The 16,629-nt window shown below is 43.0% G+C and carries 18 protein-coding genes; 15 read left to right on the forward strand and 3 right to left on the reverse strand.

Going from position 1 to position 16,629, the window contains the following annotated elements:
- Positions 1-11: 11 nt before the first annotated feature.
- The 10 genes from ACYVGZ_RS03410 to bfr (ACYVGZ_RS03455) all read left to right on the forward strand — a co-directional run bounded on the left by ACYVGZ_RS03410 (position 12) and on the right by bfr (ACYVGZ_RS03455) (position 10,472).
- Positions 12-896: a septal ring lytic transglycosylase RlpA family protein gene (locus tag ACYVGZ_RS03410; RefSeq protein WP_460751233.1), complete on the forward strand. Its 885-nt coding sequence runs from the start codon at positions 12-14 to the stop codon at positions 894-896.
- 75 nt (positions 897-971) lie between these two features.
- Entirely contained in the window at positions 972-2,120 is a 1,149-nt protein-coding gene (locus tag ACYVGZ_RS03415; RefSeq protein ID WP_460751236.1) for a D-alanyl-D-alanine carboxypeptidase family protein, read from the forward strand.
- Between the two features lie 23 nt (positions 2,121-2,143).
- Positions 2,144-2,440 (forward strand): YbeD family protein, encoded by a 297-nt coding sequence (locus tag ACYVGZ_RS03420; protein ID WP_460751239.1) that lies wholly within the window; start codon positions 2,144-2,146, stop codon positions 2,438-2,440.
- Positions 2,440-3,081: a lipoyl(octanoyl) transferase LipB gene (gene lipB / locus ACYVGZ_RS03425; RefSeq protein ID WP_460751242.1), complete on the forward strand. Its 642-nt coding sequence runs from the start codon at positions 2,440-2,442 to the stop codon at positions 3,079-3,081. The genes ACYVGZ_RS03420 and lipB overlap by 1 nt, the downstream gene beginning before the upstream one ends.
- Position 3,082: 1 nt before the next feature.
- Positions 3,083-4,042, forward strand: a complete 960-nt coding sequence (lipA, locus tag ACYVGZ_RS03430; RefSeq protein WP_460751245.1) for a lipoyl synthase — start codon at positions 3,083-3,085, stop codon at positions 4,040-4,042.
- Positions 4,043-4,153: 111 nt separating this feature from the next.
- Positions 4,154-6,052: a biosynthetic arginine decarboxylase gene (gene speA, locus ACYVGZ_RS03435; RefSeq protein ID WP_460751247.1), complete on the forward strand. Its 1,899-nt coding sequence runs from the start codon at positions 4,154-4,156 to the stop codon at positions 6,050-6,052.
- Positions 6,053-6,125: 73 nt separating this feature from the next.
- Positions 6,126-7,013, forward strand: a complete 888-nt coding sequence (locus ACYVGZ_RS03440; protein WP_460751249.1) for a GNAT family N-acetyltransferase — start codon at positions 6,126-6,128, stop codon at positions 7,011-7,013.
- A gap of 125 nt (positions 7,014-7,138) precedes the next feature.
- Complete coding sequence (gene parC, locus ACYVGZ_RS03445; protein WP_460751252.1) at positions 7,139-9,433, forward strand: DNA topoisomerase IV subunit A; 2,295 nt, start codon at positions 7,139-7,141, stop codon at positions 9,431-9,433.
- Positions 9,434-9,524: 91 nt separating this feature from the next.
- Positions 9,525-9,998: a bacterioferritin gene (bfr, locus tag ACYVGZ_RS03450; RefSeq protein WP_460751255.1), complete on the forward strand. Its 474-nt coding sequence runs from the start codon at positions 9,525-9,527 to the stop codon at positions 9,996-9,998.
- A gap of 9 nt (positions 9,999-10,007) precedes the next feature.
- A complete protein-coding gene (gene bfr / locus ACYVGZ_RS03455; protein WP_460751258.1) occupies positions 10,008-10,472 on the forward strand; it encodes a bacterioferritin in 465 nt (154 codons plus the stop codon).
- 14 nt (positions 10,473-10,486) lie between these two features.
- Here the strand turns inward: bfr (ACYVGZ_RS03455) and ACYVGZ_RS03460 are convergent, their stop codons facing one another.
- From ACYVGZ_RS03460 to ACYVGZ_RS03470, 3 genes are all read right to left on the reverse strand, one after another.
- Positions 10,487-10,681 (reverse strand): (2Fe-2S)-binding protein, encoded by a 195-nt coding sequence (locus tag ACYVGZ_RS03460; protein WP_460751261.1) that lies wholly within the window; start codon positions 10,679-10,681, stop codon positions 10,487-10,489.
- 190 nt (positions 10,682-10,871) lie between these two features.
- Positions 10,872-11,510 carry a DsbA family oxidoreductase gene (locus tag ACYVGZ_RS03465; RefSeq protein WP_460751264.1) on the reverse strand — a complete coding sequence of 213 codons (639 nt, stop codon included), beginning with the start codon at positions 11,508-11,510 and terminating at the stop codon, positions 10,872-10,874.
- Positions 11,511-11,533: 23 nt separating this feature from the next.
- Entirely contained in the window at positions 11,534-12,208 is a 675-nt protein-coding gene (locus ACYVGZ_RS03470) for a DNA-3-methyladenine glycosylase I (protein ID WP_460751267.1), read from the reverse strand.
- A 129-nt stretch (positions 12,209-12,337) separates the two neighbouring features.
- On the opposite strand from ACYVGZ_RS03470, the gene ACYVGZ_RS03475 reads away from it, so the two are divergent.
- Genes ACYVGZ_RS03475 through ACYVGZ_RS03495 form a run of 5 tightly spaced genes read left to right on the forward strand, consistent with a single transcriptional unit; the run spans position 12,338 to position 16,621 of the window.
- Positions 12,338-13,063 carry a pyridoxine 5'-phosphate synthase gene (locus ACYVGZ_RS03475; protein WP_460751269.1) on the forward strand — a complete coding sequence of 242 codons (726 nt, stop codon included), beginning with the start codon at positions 12,338-12,340 and terminating at the stop codon, positions 13,061-13,063.
- A 2-nt stretch (positions 13,064-13,065) separates the two neighbouring features.
- Complete coding sequence (locus ACYVGZ_RS03480) at positions 13,066-13,683, forward strand: tRNA-uridine aminocarboxypropyltransferase (RefSeq protein WP_460751272.1); 618 nt, start codon at positions 13,066-13,068, stop codon at positions 13,681-13,683.
- Between the two features lie 3 nt (positions 13,684-13,686).
- Complete coding sequence (locus ACYVGZ_RS03485; RefSeq protein ID WP_460751275.1) at positions 13,687-13,977, forward strand: DUF1244 domain-containing protein; 291 nt, start codon at positions 13,687-13,689, stop codon at positions 13,975-13,977.
- Positions 13,978-14,014: 37 nt separating this feature from the next.
- A complete protein-coding gene (locus ACYVGZ_RS03490) occupies positions 14,015-14,662 on the forward strand; it encodes a transglutaminase-like cysteine peptidase (protein WP_460751278.1) in 648 nt (215 codons plus the stop codon).
- Between the two features lie 9 nt (positions 14,663-14,671).
- Entirely contained in the window at positions 14,672-16,621 is a 1,950-nt protein-coding gene (locus ACYVGZ_RS03495; RefSeq protein ID WP_460751280.1) for a bifunctional diguanylate cyclase/phosphodiesterase, read from the forward strand.
- Positions 16,622-16,629 lie beyond the last annotated feature (8 nt).

Here is a 16,629-nt window from a genome sequence, read left to right on the forward strand (position 1 = left end):
TCAGTGGCTGTATGAGTACCAAACATGTGCTTGGTAAGGATGATATTGACTACGATAAAGCTTCAGGGGGTGGCCGTTATACTATTTTGCAGGACCATGGCCCATCTGATGATGTGGATGTAGACCATCTGCCTGACTTGGTTCCTAAGTGGGAAGCTAAGAGTCGGGGAGGAAATAAAAGCCCCTATGAAGTATGGGGAAAAAAGTATTGGGTAATGGATTCCGCTGTAGGGTATACCGCTCAGGGAACAGCTTCTTGGTATGGTAAGAAGTTTCATGGCCACAAAACTTCAAACGGAGAAATTTATGACATGTATGCATTCTCTGCTGCCCATAAGTCTCTTCCTATACCAACGTATTTGAAAGTGACCAATTTAGATAACCAACGCAGTGTGATCGTACGTGTTAACGATAGAGGGCCTTTTCACGGTGACCGCTTAATCGATTTGTCATACGCAGCCGCAGTGCGATTGGACTATCATAAAAAAGGACTGGCTAGAGTTCGTGTAGAGGCTATTACGCCTAATAAAGGTCAAGTGTATGCAGTTCAATCTGCACCAGCGTCAGTTCCAGCTCCAGCTAGTGAGCCTGCTCTAGTACCTGTTGTAGCGAGTGCCGCCGTTTCAACTGCTACCCCCACAGCTCCTTCCCCTGCTGTATTTTCCCATTTGCAAGTCGGTGCCTTTGCTGCTGAGTCATCTGCCCAAAATTTAAAGAATCGTCTTTTAGAAGTGTATGATGCTGAAATTAAAGTTAGCGTAAATTATTCACAAGATGGCCTTTATAAAGTGCTGTTAGGTCCCTATAAAGATGGCGATGATTTATTATCATGGCAGAATCAACTCGAGCAAGGTGGATTTGGGCGCCCAGTCAGGGTTGCTTTGCTGGCAGAGTAATTTCAATTGGGCTAGAGATTAACACCGTGCTCTAGTATCATCCCTTAACATTTTTAACAAACGGCTTTATTAAGAATGAAAAAATTTCTTGTTATCTTTTCTATCATTATGAGTTTGGTGACTAATCCGCTTTTTGCAGCGCCAGCTTTAATTCCTGCGCCTCCTCAATTATCTGCCAGCAGCTATATATTAATGGATGCCTATACGGGTGAGATTCTGGTGGAGAAAAACGCTGATCGACCTTATCCACCAGCCAGTTTGACAAAACTGATGACTGCCTACATCGTCGAGTATGAGCTTGCTCGTGGTAATTTGGCCATGTCAGATCTTGTGAGCGTTAGTGAGAAAGCATGGCGCATGGGTGGTTCTCGAATGTTTATTCGCGAGGGAACTCAGGTCAGTTTAGAAGACATTATGCGAGGTATCATTATTCAGTCGGGTAATGATGCTAGTGTGGCAGCAGCTGAACATGTTGCTGGTAGTGAGTCCGCTTTTGCAGACTTAATGAATCAACATGCTCAACTGTTGGGCATGAAAAACAGTCGTTTTATGAATGCAACAGGCTTGCCGTCTGAGCAGCATTACTCCAGTGCTCATGACTTAGCATTGCTTTCCCGAGCGACTATTTTGCAATTCCCTGAAAATTATCGCATGTACTCGGAAAAGAGCTTTACTTATAACAACATAAAACAGCCAAATCGCAATCGCTTATTATGGCGTGATAAAACGGTAGACGGTTTGAAAACAGGTCATACAGAAGAGGCAGGTTATTGCTTGGCTGCGTCAGCGGTGCGAAACGGTACACGTTTAATTACCGTTGTGATGGGCACCAGCTCTGATGAAGCACGTGCGGCAGAATCACAAAAATTGTTAAATTACGGTTTCCGTTATTACGAAACTCGTAAGCTATACAGCGCAGGTCAATCCTTAAATGCTGCGAAAGTATGGGGTGGTAGTCAAGATACAGTACAAGTAGGTTTTGCTGAGGATGTGCTGGTCACTATGCCGCGTCAACAAGATGACTCTATTACGGCGTCTCTTGATCTAACTCCTGATCTAGAAGCTCCTATCTCAGTTGGGGATGTATTGGGTAAATTGGTGGTGGCGTCTGACTCTGCTGTGTTGTTAGAAAAAGACGTTGTTGCCCTAGAAAATGTTGAAGAAGGCGGTCTTTTCAAGCGCCTATTCGACAAAATTAAATTGTTTTTCATGAATTTGTTCTAGTCTTTTTTGACTATTGGAGTGACATGGCACTAATTACTAAAGATGGCGACCAAGCACATCAAGCACCAAAAATAGAATTTCCTTGTGAAAACTATGTTATTAAGGTGGTGGCGATGGATGTGGAAGGTGGTTATGATGGCATCCTTTCGGCGCTGAAGCAGCATGCTCCTGAGCTTGATGATAGCAATGTCGCAATCAATCGTTCTAGCAAAGGGCGCTTTATTAGTTATACTTTCCGTATTACCGCTACGGGTGAAGAGCAGCTAGCCGCTATCCACGCCGAACTGAAGAAGGTTGCAACTGTAAAAATGGTAATGTGATGAAGCAAGGATTGATATGTCGAGATTTGGGTGGTGTTGACTACCTTGAATCTTGGGAAAAAATGAAAAGCTTCACTCAACAGCGAGATGCAGAGCCAGATGAAATCTGGCTTTTGGAGCACCCTGCGTTATTTACTCAGGGTCAAGCAGGCAAGGCAGAGCATGTATTGGCACCAGGTGATATTCCTGTTGTGCAAGTCGATCGTGGTGGGCAAGTTACCTATCACGGCCCAGGTCAGCTAGTGGCTTACGTATTGATAAATCTTAAGCGCTTAGGAATTGGAGTGCGAGATTTGGTCACTGTCTTGGAAACCTCAGTGGTGAGTGTGCTAGAGGCTAATGATATTCAAGCCTATGCTAAACCGGATGCACCGGGTGTGTATGTGGAACAGAAAAAGATAGCGTCTCTTGGTTTACGGGTCCGCCGAGGTTGTTCGTTTCATGGCTTGGCTTTAAATGTCGATATGGACCTGACCCCATTTGACCGTATTAACCCCTGTGGTTATCAAGGTATGCAAATGGTAGACATGAAGGGACTTAATCAACAAGTCCAATTATCAAATGTAAAAGTTCAGTTGGCCAATCAGCTGGCTGAATGTCTCGGATATGAGAGTCCGACTATCCAACAAGGGTGGAACTAAAATGACGGTAGAACGCAAACGCGTTGTTCAAGGCGAAAAATTACGTGGCGCAGATAAAATGGCGCGTATTCCGGTAAAAATTGTCCCGACGGAAGAAATCCCAAGAAAACCGGATTGGTTACGAGTTAGAATGCCGGCTTCTCCTGAGATCGCGCGTATTAAGAGTACACTGCGTGAGCATAAATTAGCGTCTGTATGTGAAGAGGCTAACTGCCCTAACTTAGGCGAATGCTTTAGTAATGGTACTGCCACCTTTATGATTATGGGTGAAATTTGTACTCGTCGTTGTCCTTTTTGTGATGTGGCACACGGTCGACCTAATGCGTTGAGCCCGGACGAGCCTAGAGAGCTTGCGATTGCGATTCGAGATATGAAACTAAAGTACGTCGTGATCACCTCAGTAGATCGTGATGACTTACGCGACGGTGGTGCCCAACATTTTGTTGATTGTATCGATCAAACACGTGAGCAGAGCCCCAATATTGAAATTGAAGTTTTGGTACCTGACTTCCGTGGTCGTATGGACACAGCCTTAGATATCTTGCAGGTATCACCGCCAGATGTCTTTAACCATAACCTTGAGTCTATTCCACGCCTTTATCGTCAAGTGCGTCCAGGTTCGGATTATCAGTGGTCACTGGATTTGTTGAAAAAATTTAAAGAACGTTGCCCAGACGTGCCAACTAAGTCTGGCTTGATGGTGGGGATGGGTGAATCCTTCGATGAGATCGTTGAAGTTATGAAAGACTTGCGTGACCACGGTGTGGATATGCTGACAATCGGTCAATACCTGCAGCCTTCAAAGCACCATTTCCCAATGGCAAGATTTGTTCCACCTGAAGAGTTTGAACGCTATGAGCAAAAGGCTAAAGAGCTTGGCTTTAAACATGCAGCGTGTGGGCCATTAGTACGCTCTTCATATCATGCGGATAAACAAGCCCATGGTGAACGAGTGTCCTAATAGTTGAGGTGGTATACCGAAGCGGTGCTGAGGTTAACATCTCGGTTCCGCTTTTTTAATGCCAGTTGTAAATTTGCAAAATGTTACGCAAATATTTTTTTTGGAGAAAAGATGAAGCCTTGGTCAGTAAAAGATTCGATTGAGCTTTATAATGTAAGTCACTGGAGTAGCGGCTTTTTTTCAATCAACCAGCAAGGAAATGCCATTGCTCTACCTGATAGAGAAAATGCGGTTGATTTAACCCAATTGTCAAAAGAGCTTAAATCGAAGGGGATACATTCTCCTTGTTTAGTCCGCTTTCCCGATATTCTGCACTCTAGGATAGAAAAAATAACGTCCTCTTTTCACCAAGCAATTGAGCATTACAACTACCAAGCTAAATATGCGATTGTGTACCCTATCAAGGTGAATCAGCAACGCCGAGTGGTAGAAGAAATTGCGGCTTGCCAGCCAAACAACCCTTCTAGCGTGGGTTTAGAAGCGGGAAGTAAGCCTGAGTTGATGGCTGTGTTGGCAATGCATAAAAGCCCAGATGGTATTATCGTCTGCAATGGTTACAAGGATCGCGAGTTTATACATCTTGCTCTTATGGCTGAAAAAATGGGGCACCAGGTGTTTATCGTGGTTGAAAAACTGCATGAATTAGACTGGATTCTTGAAGAAGCCAAAAAGCTTCAAGTAAAGCCTAGGATTGGCATTCGTATTCGACTCGCGTCCACTTGCTCTACTCATTGGGGCAATAGCGGCGGTGAGAAATCTAAGTTCGGTCTGACTACCTCACAACTGTTGCGCGCAGTCGACAAACTTCGGGAGCTGGACTTATTAGACTGTTTAGAACTTATTCATTTTCATCTAGGGTCACAGATTACTCGTATTAAAGACATTCAGAATAGTCTTAAAGAGTGTGCTCGTTACTACTCCGAATTGCATCAAATGGGTGTGCCTGTTAAATGGGTTGATGTGGGGGGGGGGCTAGGGGTCGACTACGAAGGAACTCGTAGTCAAAATGCTTACTCAGCAAACTATAGTATCGGTGAATATGCGAATAACGTGGTTTTTGCATTTCATAATGTGTGCGAGCAATATGATTTGCCATGTCCAAATTTAATTTCAGAATCGGGGCGCGCTGTTACCGCACATCATGCTATGGTAATTGCCGATGTGTTCTCACATGGTGCGGAGCTACTCCCCCTTGAAGAACCTGAAGACGACAGTGAGCTCGAACTGCAGCGCCTTTGGTCGTCTTATCAAAGTTTACGCCAGAACGATGAAGAAGATACTCGCTCTTTGGTAGAGATATACCATGACTTGTTGGATGATTTTAATGACAGTTTGACTCTTTATAACCACGGTCAATTGACCTTACCGATGCGCGCGCAAGCAGAAAATATCTTTTTAGCTGCTTGCCGTAATTTATTACCCAAGTTAGATAATCGCAATCGCGGCCATCGTCCGGTTATTGACGAACTAAACGAGCGACTGGCTGAAAAGCTGTTTGTTAATGTGTCTGTCTTTCAGTCATTGCCTGATGCTTGGGGAATTGATCAGGTATTCCCTGTGTTGCCGTTGCAAGGTTTGGATCAAGCGCCTTCATTCCGCGGTAAGATTCAAGACGTTACCTGTGATTCCGATGGTTGCTTATACCACTATGTAGACGGTCAAGGTATTGAATCGTCTTTGCCTTTACCTCCTCCACCAGCCCAAGGGGAAGACTATCTAATGGGGTTTTTCTTGGTAGGGGCTTATCAAGAAACCCTCGGCGACCTGCACAATTTGTTTGGTGACACTAGCTCTGTTGATGTTTATCTAGAAGACGATGGCTTTAGAATAGAACATGTGTTGTTAGGTGACAGTGTGCAAAATGTGCTGAAATACGTAAGTTATAATGAAGTAGAGCTCATCAAACGTTATCAGGATAAGTTGGCTGCCAGTCCACTTGCAGCACAGGAAAAGCAAGACCTGATGACAACGTATGAAAAGGTACTGGCCGGAACTACCTACCTGACATAATGAGAGCATACAGCCAAGGATGGCTTATGGAATCTCGAAATATGTTTTGCGGTTGTTGTGTTAAGGAAAATAAATGAGTTCAACACTGTCTGCTCCTGAAGCACCTTATTACGCTGTAATCCAAACCAGTCAACTTCTGTCTGATGATGTTTTATATCGAGTGATGATAGAGAAGCTATTGCTTTTGGCCCAAGAGCAATCAGGCTTTATAGAAGGGAGTTGGACGTCAGGAGAAACCGATGTTTTTATTACCTATTGGCAGACCAAAGATCAAGCTCAAGCTTGGTTAGCTCACCCGATGCAGACACAAACTTGTTTGATTGGTGAAAGGCTTTGGTATCAAAGTTATTCTAAAAGGCTCGTAGAAGTCACGGCACAGAAATATTACGCCCAAGAGCACCTTGTATCTAATCCATCTCGTTTTCCTTCAATAAACACCCCTAGAGGTGTATTGACAATTCTTGAGGAATCGCAGGCCGGTTTACTTTATGACTATGTAAACGAAGAAAGGTCTTTTTTAAAACCTTGGGAGCCAAAACGCAGTGATGCCTATTATTCTATGGAAACCTGTGAGCTCCGAGTTCGAGAAATGCGTCGAGACTTCATAGAAGAAAAAGCAGTGGTATTTTGTTTATTGAATCAAGATCAAACCCGTATGCTGGCCTATTCAAATTATTCTAACCTGATCAAAGGCGTGCTTTGTTCTTGTAGCTTGGGTTATAGCATCCGTGAAGCAGAACAGGGTAAGGGGCTGATGAGAGAAGCGTTAGAAAACGGCATTGAGTACTTGCATAAACACATGGGGATTGATCGAATCCAAGCGAATTATATGCCAAGGAATAAGAAAAGCGCGTCAGTATTGCATGGACTCAAATTTACTGAAGAGGGCTATGCGAAACGCTTCTTAAAGATCGATGGAGTGTGGGAAGATCATGTTTTAACTGCGTTAGTTTTGCGTTGATTGTATTGTCATAAGGCTATTCGTGCTAATGTTAGCCGCTATAATTTTTACGTTATCATAATTACTTAATCATTTTGGGGTATGCTAACCCAAGTGAATAATGCGATTGAAGAAGGAAGCTTTCCTTGAGCGAATTGATGAATTTTGAGTCTAATGAAACCCTTTCATTAAAAGACTATACGGAAAAAGCCTATCTAAATTATTCCATGTACGTGATCTTAGATCGCGCTCTACCTCACATAGGCGATGGTTTAAAGCCCGTACAGCGTCGTATCGTTTATGCCATGAGTGAATTAGGACTAAAAGCGACTGCAAAATACAAAAAATCTGCCCGTACAGTGGGTGATGTGCTGGGTAAGTTCCACCCTCATGGTGACAGTGCTTGTTACGAAGCCATGGTGCTAATGGCGCAGCCTTTCTCATACCGTTACCCATTGGTTGACGGACAGGGTAACTGGGGGGCACCTGATGATCCGAAATCCTTCGCTGCCATGCGTTATACAGAATCTCGTCTATCACGCTATTCAGAAGTTCTATTAAAAGAAGTGAATCAGGGTACGGTAGATTGGGTGCCTAATTTTGATGGCACCATACAAGAACCTGCTGTGCTTCCAGCTCGACTGCCGAACCTTTTGTTAAATGGCACAACCGGCATAGCGGTTGGTATGGCTACCGATATTCCGCCCCATAATCTCACAGAGATCGGTCAAGCTTGTATTCACTTATTAGCTAATCCCAAGGCTGACCTAGATGAGTTACTAGAATACGTACAAGGCCCAGATTTCCCTACTGGCGGTGAGATCATTACTCCTAAGGCTGACCTTAAAAAGCTTTATGAAACCGGTAAAGGGCAAGTTAAAGCGCGTGCTAAATTTGAGCTTGAAGAGGGCGAAATAGTCATTAGTGAATTGCCTCACCAAGTATCTGGTAGCAAAATTTTAGAGCAAATCGCTGCTCAAATGCAGGCCAAAAAGCTGCCTATGGTAGTGGATTTACGAGATGAGTCCGACCATGAAAACCCCACTCGCTTAGTTGTAGTGCCCAAATCCAATCGTGTTGATATTGATGCTGTAATGACGCATTTGTTTGCGACTACGGATCTGGAAAAGTCCTACCGAGTGAATATGAATGTGATTGGCTTGGATGGGTTGCCTCAGGTCAAACCATTACAGAAATTTTTAACAGAATGGCTACGTTACCGAATTGACGTGGTGAGAAGACGTTTGCAATATCGTCTCGATAAGGTGTTAAACCGGCTACATATTCTAGAAGGTCTACTTATCGCGTATTTGAACATCGATGAGGTGATCGAAATTATCCGTAATGAGGATAAGCCTAAAGTGGAACTGATGTCTCGTTTTGGGTTGACAGATGTTCAGGCTGAATCCATTTTAGAACTGAAACTACGCCACTTGGCAAAGCTTGAAGAGATGCGTATTAGAGGCGAACAAGATGAGCTGGAGAAAGAGCGTCAGTCTCTTGAAGCTTTGTTATCCTCAGACCGTAAGTTGAAAAAGCTGATTAGTGATGAAATTCAGCAAGCCGTAAACGATTATGGCGATGCACGTCGCACGCCTATTGTGGCTCGTAAAGAAGCGCAAGCATTTAGTGAAGAAGATTTACTCTCAAATGACCCTATAACGGTTGTTATCTCTAAACAAGGCTGGATAAGAGCTGCCAAAGGTCATGATATTGATGTGCAAGGACTGAGTTACAAGTCGGGGGATGAGTACTCAATCAGTGCCAAAGGGCGCTCTAACCAGACTTTAGTTTTGCTTGCCTCCAATGGACGAACCTATTCTATCAAGGCGCACACCTTACCTTCAGCGAGGGGGCAGGGCGAGCCGATTACCGGTCGAATTTCGTTAGAGAAGGACGTGACTATTGTTGCTGCCATCTTGGATAACGAAGATAAGCATTATCTGTTAGCCAGTGATGCCGGCTATGGTTTTGTTGCTCAGTTGAAAGACTTATATGCCAAGAATAAAGCAGGTAAAGCAACATTAACCTTACCAAGAGGCGCGCAAATTGTTCCTCCTGTAGCTGTAGATAATCCTGAACAAGGCCGAGTTGTAGCAGTATCAAACGAAGGACGAATGCTTGCTTTTGATGTCTCATCTCTACCTAAAATGGCAAAAGGTAAGGGCAATAAAATGTTGAGCATTCCAGCCGCTAGGGCACAACAAAGAGAAGAGTTGGTTATTGCCATAGCATGTGTACAGCCGAACGATCTATTATTAGCTTATTCAGGTAAACGTTTTATTTCGTTTATGGAAAAAGACTTAGCCGATTACCTCGGCGAGCGCGGCCGCCGTGGTTTGAAATTGCCAAGAGGTTTCCAGAGGATAGACTCCTTAGAGGTAAAGATTGGAGAGGGTAAAGCGCATGCGAGCGATACAAGTAATAGTGTGCTTTTTTAATAGCCTAAATTGCTATTTTTAGACGATGGTCTAGATTCAATGATGGTGCATAGTCAATATACTAATCATATTACTAACAGAGGAAGATGAAATGAAAGGCAGTCAACGAGTTATCGATAGTTTAAATCGATTGTTAGAAAACGAATTAGCCGCGATCGATCAATATTTTATCCACTCACGCATGTATGAAGATTGGGGGCTGGATAAGCTATATGAGCGCTTGAATCATGAAATGGAAGAAGAGACTCAGCATTCAGATTGGCTGATTAAGCGAATTTTGTTTCTGGAAGGTGTTCCCTGCATGACAAAACGCCGTGAGCTGCTTATCGGCTCTGATGTTCGCTCTATGATGCAAAACGATCTTACCTTAGAGTTGGAGGTTGTTGCTTGTGTGCGTGAAGTGATCGCGATCTGTGAAGAAGAAGGTGACTACCAAACACGTGAAGTGCTGGAAAAACTCTTGTTTGACACAGAAGAAGACCATGTTTATTGGCTTGAGCAGCAATTGGGTTTGATGGAGAAAATCGGTTTGCAAAACTACCACCAGTCTCAGATTGGAAAGTAAGGGGTTGCTATGAAAGGTGATAAAGACGTTATTAAGCACTTAAATAAAGTTCTTGCTAATGAGCTGGTTGGGATCAATCAGTACTTTTTGCATGCCCGCATGTTTAAAGATTTTGGCTTTAGCGTATTGGATAAAGCGGATTATAAGTGTTCTATACAGAAAATGAAAAATGCGGATCGTTTGATTGAGCGTATTTTATTTTTAGAAGGACTGCCCAATCTTCAGGATCTAGGTCGTTTGCGGATTGGCGAAAACAGCGAAGAAATGATTGGCGCCAATTTAGAGCTTGAGCTTGATACTCGCAAAGATCTTAAAGCCGCTATTGAATTATGTGAGCAAAAATTAGATTTTATGAGCCGTGATTCATTAGAAACGATTCTGGACGAGCAAGAAGAACAAATTGATTGGCTGGAAACACAGCAGGCCTTGATTACCAGTGCCGGTATTGAGAATTACTTACAGTCGCAAATGTAATGGTGTCTATGTTGTTAGGCTACTTGGAATTGGCTTTCAGCGATTTCAATTAGCTCGTTATTGAGTATTTTCTTTGCGCATTGGCAGCACTTGCCGCACTGGCTGCCAATGCTGTGCTCTTTATATAGATCACGCATTGTAGTCGCACCTTCTCTGATAGAGCTTTTGATCTCTTTGTCAGTCACGCCATTGCATAAACATACATACATAAATGAAAATCACTCTTACTAATGTTCTTATGATTTGATTCTATTTTTAATGCTAATCATTATCAACAACAATAAAACTATTTAGATTGGTTTATTAATAGGTTTTTCCAAAGATTTGTAGTGGAGTGGGTGTGGGATGTTTTTAAGGTGAATTAAAGAGAATACAGCCCAACACAAGTTGGGCTGGTTGTTATTTTTTTTCAGCGACGTCTAGTAATACTTTGAAGAAGTCTTTGGGCTCGTGAGGGCCATGTATCATGTATTTGTCGTTTATGACATAGGTTGGTGCAGACTGAATATCAAGGCTGCGTAAATGGGTTAGTTTTTTTTCTATTGCTTCCTTCGCTTCAACGCTTCTTGCAAAATCGATGTCTTCTTGTTTGATTCCTAAACCTTTGGCAAGGCTGGTAAGAAGGGCCTGCGAGCCAATGTCTTTACCATGGGTGAAGTAGGCTTCAAACACGGCTAGAGCATAAGCAGTTGCTAAATTAGAGCGCCCAGCTGCTAATATAAATTGGTGGGCTAGCCTTGTATTTGGCAACCTGTCTTTTTCAGAAAAATTAAACTCAAGTCCTGCTTCGCTGCCAACGTGGCTAATAGCATGGCTGAATTCATTGAGCTTTTCTGGAGAGCCAAACTTAGGTATTAAAAACTCTTCTCTATCAGCTCCGGTTACGGGAATATCAGGGTGTAACTCAAAAGGCTGCCAGCGAATGTCAATGCGATAATCATCACCTAGTTGCTCAATTGCCTGTTGTAGTCTGGTGTAGCCTAGGTAACACCATGGGTTTACCAAATCAGAAATAATATCAATGCGTAGGTCGGCCATGTTGGCTCCTCAAAATAAATAAATTAATTAACGCCCAGGGCTAGAATTTGGCTGATGTGTGCTAGGCTTCTACCGCTTTCTTGTTGCCAGTGGTTAAAGGCAGTTTGCGCCGCTTGGTGGGCACTGAGAGTGTCTCTTCCTGTGGTAATAATATCATGCTGTCGCAAATAGCCTTCCACATCTTTCGTTAATAAAAAAGTGTCTTTCCCCATCACTCTTAGAGTGTAAGGGCCGGTGTTTCCCCCTAAGCGCTTTCCTTGTTTCTTTAGAAAAGACCAAAGCCCGATAATGTTGTCGGTTGGCCAATGAGCCACAAAGTGAGCAAAGCTCTTATGTTGTTGTTGGCAGGCATAAATCATAGAGGCGTTGTCGCGGATGGTTAAAACCTTTCCTAGGTGTCGAATAATACGTGTGTCTTTGGCTTTTTCTTCCCACATTTCATCAGGCATTAAGATCATTTTTTCGATATCAAAATCAAAGAAAACGTCTTCGAAACCTGGCCATTTATTACGAACCACTTGCCAACTGATGCCGCTTTGAAAAACTTTTTGACTAAAAGCGGCTAACCATAGGTGATCAGGTAGTTGTTCCAGCTCTGTTATAGTCGCCGTACTTGGAAGCCGGTGCTCAAGCAGCGCTTCGCCGCCTACCCGAGTGGCAGCGCGTTGATAGATGGATGCAAATTTTTCGTATTGCATTGAGGTCTCCTTTAATCGAGGCATTTTAGCATAGCCTGAGGCAGAATTATTATTACCGCTATTTTTTGTTCTGGTGAGCATCGCTTTGTTTTATAATGACAAAATCACAAAATACTGGAATGAAGTGGCATGACACATCTGAGTGTAAATTTAAATAAAATTGGTTTATTAAGAAACTCACGGGGCCGTGATTATCCTAATATGGTGACGATGGCGCAACGTACATTATCACTTGGTGCATTTGGTATAACCATTCACCCTAGGCCGGATCAGCGTCATGCCACTTACCAGGATTGTTATGATTTAAAAGAGCTACTAAAGCGCTTTCCCGAGGCGGAGCTGAATATCGAAGGCTTCCCAGACTCTAAATTTTTAGAAGTCGTGCTGGAAGTAATGCCTCATCAATGCACGTTAGTACCGGATGATCCTAACCAGCTTACGTCCGACCATGGTTGGAATCTGTCTCGTGATCAAGACGCACTACGTCCTATTATTCAAAAACTACAAGAAAAAGGCATAAGAGCGGTTCTTTTTATGGATCCTGATGCTGATAACATGGCATTAGCGAAAGAAGTGGGGGCGGATCGAGTAGAGCTTTATACAGAGGCTTATGCTAATGCTTATGGTAAGGAAGGCTTTGAGGAGGTGCTGAGTCAATATACTGACGCTGCTCAAGCTGCTGTGGACGCAGGGTTGGGAGTCAATGCGGGACATGATCTGGATTTAGAGAATGTGAAAGCGCTGTGCGACAATGGCTTGATTAGTGAAGTCTCAATTGGTCATGCTCTTACCGTTGAAGCTTTAGAATATGGCTGGGATGGTGTAGTAGGCCTTTACCTAGAAAGGCTAGCGTAATTTTGAGCGCGGCTAAGCAACATTCGAGGCCACGTTGTCAGCACTGCGATTTTTTGATGTCGCAGTGTGTTTGCTCTTGGTTACCGACCTTGTTCAGCCCTCTTGAGATCTTAGTTGTACAAGACTCAAAGGAAGCGCGGCACGCAAAAAACACAGTGTCATTACTGAAACTGGCTTTGCCCCAAACTCATTGTATTGAAAGTTCTAACCAAGAGGAACTGGATGCGTTTTTTGGTCGTATTGACTATCAAGATTGGCGCTTAATCTTTCCAAGTGAGGACTCTAAAGCTATAGAAGGATTAGAGCCCGAGGAGAAAAACACCATAAAAGGCGTCATATTTATCGATGCTACCTGGCGTAAAGCAAAGAAAATGTATTTGTCTGATGCTCGTTGGCATTCATTCAAAACATTGAATTTTTCTGAGCCGCCAGTGTCCAATTATGAAATACGAAAAAAGCCTAGTCTAACAGCGTTGTCTACTTTGGAAGCTTGTGCTTATACTGTAGAAGAATTAACCCAGCAAGATATGACCGAGTTAAGACAATTTATGTATACAGCTCAGCGCTTTCAATGGCGGCATCAACCAAGTGAACATAAACATATTAATGGGGCCAATTAGTAAATGGACAGCAAAACAGAAATAGAAGCTGCAGCATTTCGTCGCCTGCTAGATCATCTAGACAGTCGAAAAGACGTACAGAATATTGACCTGATGAATCTAGCGGGTTTTTGCCGCAATTGTTTAAGTAAATGGTATGCGGCTGAAGCTCAAGAGCGTGGTCAAGATATTGACTATGAGGCGGCTAGAGAGGTTGTTTACGGTGAACCCTACAGCGAATGGAAGAACAAGTATCAAACCTCATCGTCACCAGAGGCCTTAGCTAAGTTTCATGGTCAGTTCGATAAAAACTAATCTCCGCCTCGCCCGCCTTTTTCTACCACTATCTCGAATGGGTAGCGTCTTTTTGATGGTGTGCATTGCTATGGTGTTGCCTGTCATGCTTTTGCATGCGGATGTGTCAGATAAGTACAAAAAAATTGCTCATCAAGTAGGTTTAGAGCATGGCTCATACGCAGAAAAACGTATTTTAGCCTGGCGTAAACTGATTGAAGAATCTCAGCACTTGTCTGTGGTAGATAAACTGCGGGTAGTGAATGATTTTTTTAATCAAATGGAATTTACTGATGACATTAAAATTTGGGGCAAAGAAGACTATTGGGCAACCCCAATTGAGTTTCTTGGTCTACAAGCTGGCGACTGTGAAGACTTCACTATCGCAAAATACTTTACATTACGGGAATTAGGCGTACCAGATGACAAGCTCCGCTTGGTATATGTTAAAGCATTAACTTTAAATGAGCACCATATGGTGCTGGCTTATTATCATAAACCTACATCTGTTCCTGTTCTGTTAGATAACCTTGATAAAACGTTAAAACCCGCGACCAAACGTAGAGATTTATTGCCAATATACTCTTTTAACGCATCCAAGCTTTGGTTATCGAAAGAGAAGGGGCGTGGTGTATTGGTAGGGGGCTCATCGCGATTGAGCTTATGGACAGATTTGAATAATCGATTCGACACATTTAAGAATTAGGAGAACAGGATGACACTATTTCGCCAACTCATGATGACGATTGTGGTCATTTTTTCCGTCATGCTGGTGGTAGTGATGGGGATCAATTTCAATACCACAAAGGGGTATTTGATCGGTCAGCTTGAATCCACTACACAAGATTCTGCAACCTCGCTGAGCATGTCGATATCAGACTTTATGGCACTAGAAGATTATGCCGCGGTTGAGAGTAGTGTTAACGCCGTATTTGATAGTGGCTATTTCTCGAAGGTGAGGGTGCATGTTTACGATACCGAGAGCGATATCGTTCGTGCCAATGAAATGAATATTATTGGTGTTCCTAGTTGGTTTATTCAACTAATTGATTTTGAAGTGCCAGAAGCCAGTGCCGTGATATCAAATGGTTGGAGTGAGCTGGGCCAAGTCTATATTACAGGTAGTGCGGGTTATGGCTATTATCAATTGTGGTTAGCTTCTAAAAACCTTTTAACTTGGTTCTTGTGCATAGGTGCAGTGACTCTACTGATTGGTAGCTTCGCTTTACGTTGGTTGTTTAAGCCACTAGCAGAAGTTGAAAGGCAAGCTCAGCAGATTCAACAGCGTCATTTTGTCAAAATGGATAAAATTCCTAAAACTAGAGAACTAAAATCTGTTGTTGAGTCCATGAATCGAATGGCAGACAAGCTTGAGAAAGAGTTTGCTTCTGAAGTTGAAACGGCGCAATGGTTGCAAGCAAAAGCCTTTAAAGACCCTGTTAGTGGTTTGGGGAATCGTAATTTCTTTGATAGCCAAATGACGGCACATTTCGCTGAGCGCCAGAGATCCCTTGATGGTTTGATATTGGTGAGTCTTGCGGATCTTGCCAAACTAAATAATGAAAAAGGCTATGAAGCCGCTGATATGTTTATTCGCTCTGCTGGGGAGGTGATTGCCAAACGTGTGGCGATGTTATCGGCTAACGTAACATTAGCTCGCTTATCAGGAGCGGACTTCGTAGTTTTGATTCCTGATTTTGACCAGGACCAACTGCAAGTCGCCGTCGAAACCCTCATGGAAGATTTATTAGAACTGAATGTAGCGAAAATAAGCTATTGTGAGCATGTGGCCAATATCGGCGCTGTCACCATAGATGGTGATGTGGATAAGTCGGGCATTATGGCTCAGGCTGATACCGCGTTGCGTGCAGCTAAGACTGCGGGGCCGAATACTGTACAGGTCTATGACCTGAAAGAAACACGGGAGTTCTCCTTAGGTCGTATGGCTTGGAAAGACGTTCTTAACTATGCCATTGAGCATAAAGAATTTTCTTTAAGGAAACAAAAAGTCTTTGCTTTTGAAGAGAATCGACCGACATTGCATGAAGAAGTGTTTTCAAGTTTGGTCTTTGGTGGAAAAACTTACCATGCGGGGTATTTTATTGGCTTAGCTGAGCAGTTTGATATTGGTGATCGAATTGACCAAGTGATCATAGACGAGGTCATTCAATACTTGGTTGATCATCCAAATCAAGCACCTTTGGCGATTAATTTATCGGCATCCGCTTATATAAAAACAAGCTTTGTTGCTTGGTTGGATAGCAGGCTTGGTGAGTTAGAGCAAAAAGTTAAAACGAAACTGATTTTTGAAGTGTCTGAGCAAAGTGTACTTGCTACGGAAGAACAAGCTATTGAACTGGTGGGTATGTTGAAAAAGCACGGTGTGATGTTTGGTATAGATAATGTGGGTAAGCAGTTTTCAGCATTTCAATATCTTAAAAGCCTTATGCCTGATTATGTTAAAGTCGATCCTTCCTATACGCGCATGGTTATTGGTAAGGATTCTGAGGCTTTCTTTATGCATACCTTGTGTAAAATGTTTAACAGCCTAAGTATAAAAGTGATTGCTACAGGAATAGAGAGTGATAAACAGCAAGAGGCGTTACAGCGCTTTGACCTCTCTGCGGGTCAAGGGTATGTAGCGGGTCGAGCTCAGGATATGTAAGTTTTAAG

Source organism: Marinomonas epiphytica, assembly GCF_054780655.1.

What these genes read in the sequence shown, in the direction of transcription:
- ACYVGZ_RS03410 (WP_460751233.1), top strand. Translation starts at nt 12, where the DNA reads ATGAGTACCAAACATGTGCTTGGTAAGGATGATATTGACTACGATAAA.
- ACYVGZ_RS03415 (WP_460751236.1), top strand. Translation starts at nt 972, where the DNA reads ATGAAAAAATTTCTTGTTATCTTTTCTATCATTATGAGTTTGGTGACT.
- ACYVGZ_RS03420 (WP_460751239.1), top strand. Translation starts at nt 2,144, where the DNA reads ATGGCACTAATTACTAAAGATGGCGACCAAGCACATCAAGCACCAAAA.
- lipB (WP_460751242.1), top strand. Translation starts at nt 2,440, where the DNA reads ATGAAGCAAGGATTGATATGTCGAGATTTGGGTGGTGTTGACTACCTT.
- lipA (WP_460751245.1), top strand. Translation starts at nt 3,083, where the DNA reads ATGACGGTAGAACGCAAACGCGTTGTTCAAGGCGAAAAATTACGTGGC.
- speA (WP_460751247.1), top strand. Translation starts at nt 4,154, where the DNA reads ATGAAGCCTTGGTCAGTAAAAGATTCGATTGAGCTTTATAATGTAAGT.
- ACYVGZ_RS03440 (WP_460751249.1), top strand. Translation starts at nt 6,126, where the DNA reads ATGAGTTCAACACTGTCTGCTCCTGAAGCACCTTATTACGCTGTAATC.
- bfr (WP_460751255.1), top strand. Translation starts at nt 9,525, where the DNA reads ATGAAAGGCAGTCAACGAGTTATCGATAGTTTAAATCGATTGTTAGAA.
- bfr (WP_460751258.1), top strand. Translation starts at nt 10,008, where the DNA reads ATGAAAGGTGATAAAGACGTTATTAAGCACTTAAATAAAGTTCTTGCT.
- ACYVGZ_RS03460 (WP_460751261.1), bottom strand. Translation starts at nt 10,681, where the DNA reads ATGTATGTATGTTTATGCAATGGCGTGACTGACAAAGAGATCAAAAGC.
- ACYVGZ_RS03465 (WP_460751264.1), bottom strand. Translation starts at nt 11,510, where the DNA reads ATGGCCGACCTACGCATTGATATTATTTCTGATTTGGTAAACCCATGG.
- ACYVGZ_RS03470 (WP_460751267.1), bottom strand. Translation starts at nt 12,208, where the DNA reads ATGCAATACGAAAAATTTGCATCCATCTATCAACGCGCTGCCACTCGG.
- ACYVGZ_RS03475 (WP_460751269.1), top strand. Translation starts at nt 12,338, where the DNA reads ATGACACATCTGAGTGTAAATTTAAATAAAATTGGTTTATTAAGAAAC.
- ACYVGZ_RS03485 (WP_460751275.1), top strand. Translation starts at nt 13,687, where the DNA reads ATGGACAGCAAAACAGAAATAGAAGCTGCAGCATTTCGTCGCCTGCTA.
- ACYVGZ_RS03490 (WP_460751278.1), top strand. Translation starts at nt 14,015, where the DNA reads ATGGGTAGCGTCTTTTTGATGGTGTGCATTGCTATGGTGTTGCCTGTC.
- ACYVGZ_RS03495 (WP_460751280.1), top strand. Translation starts at nt 14,672, where the DNA reads ATGACACTATTTCGCCAACTCATGATGACGATTGTGGTCATTTTTTCC.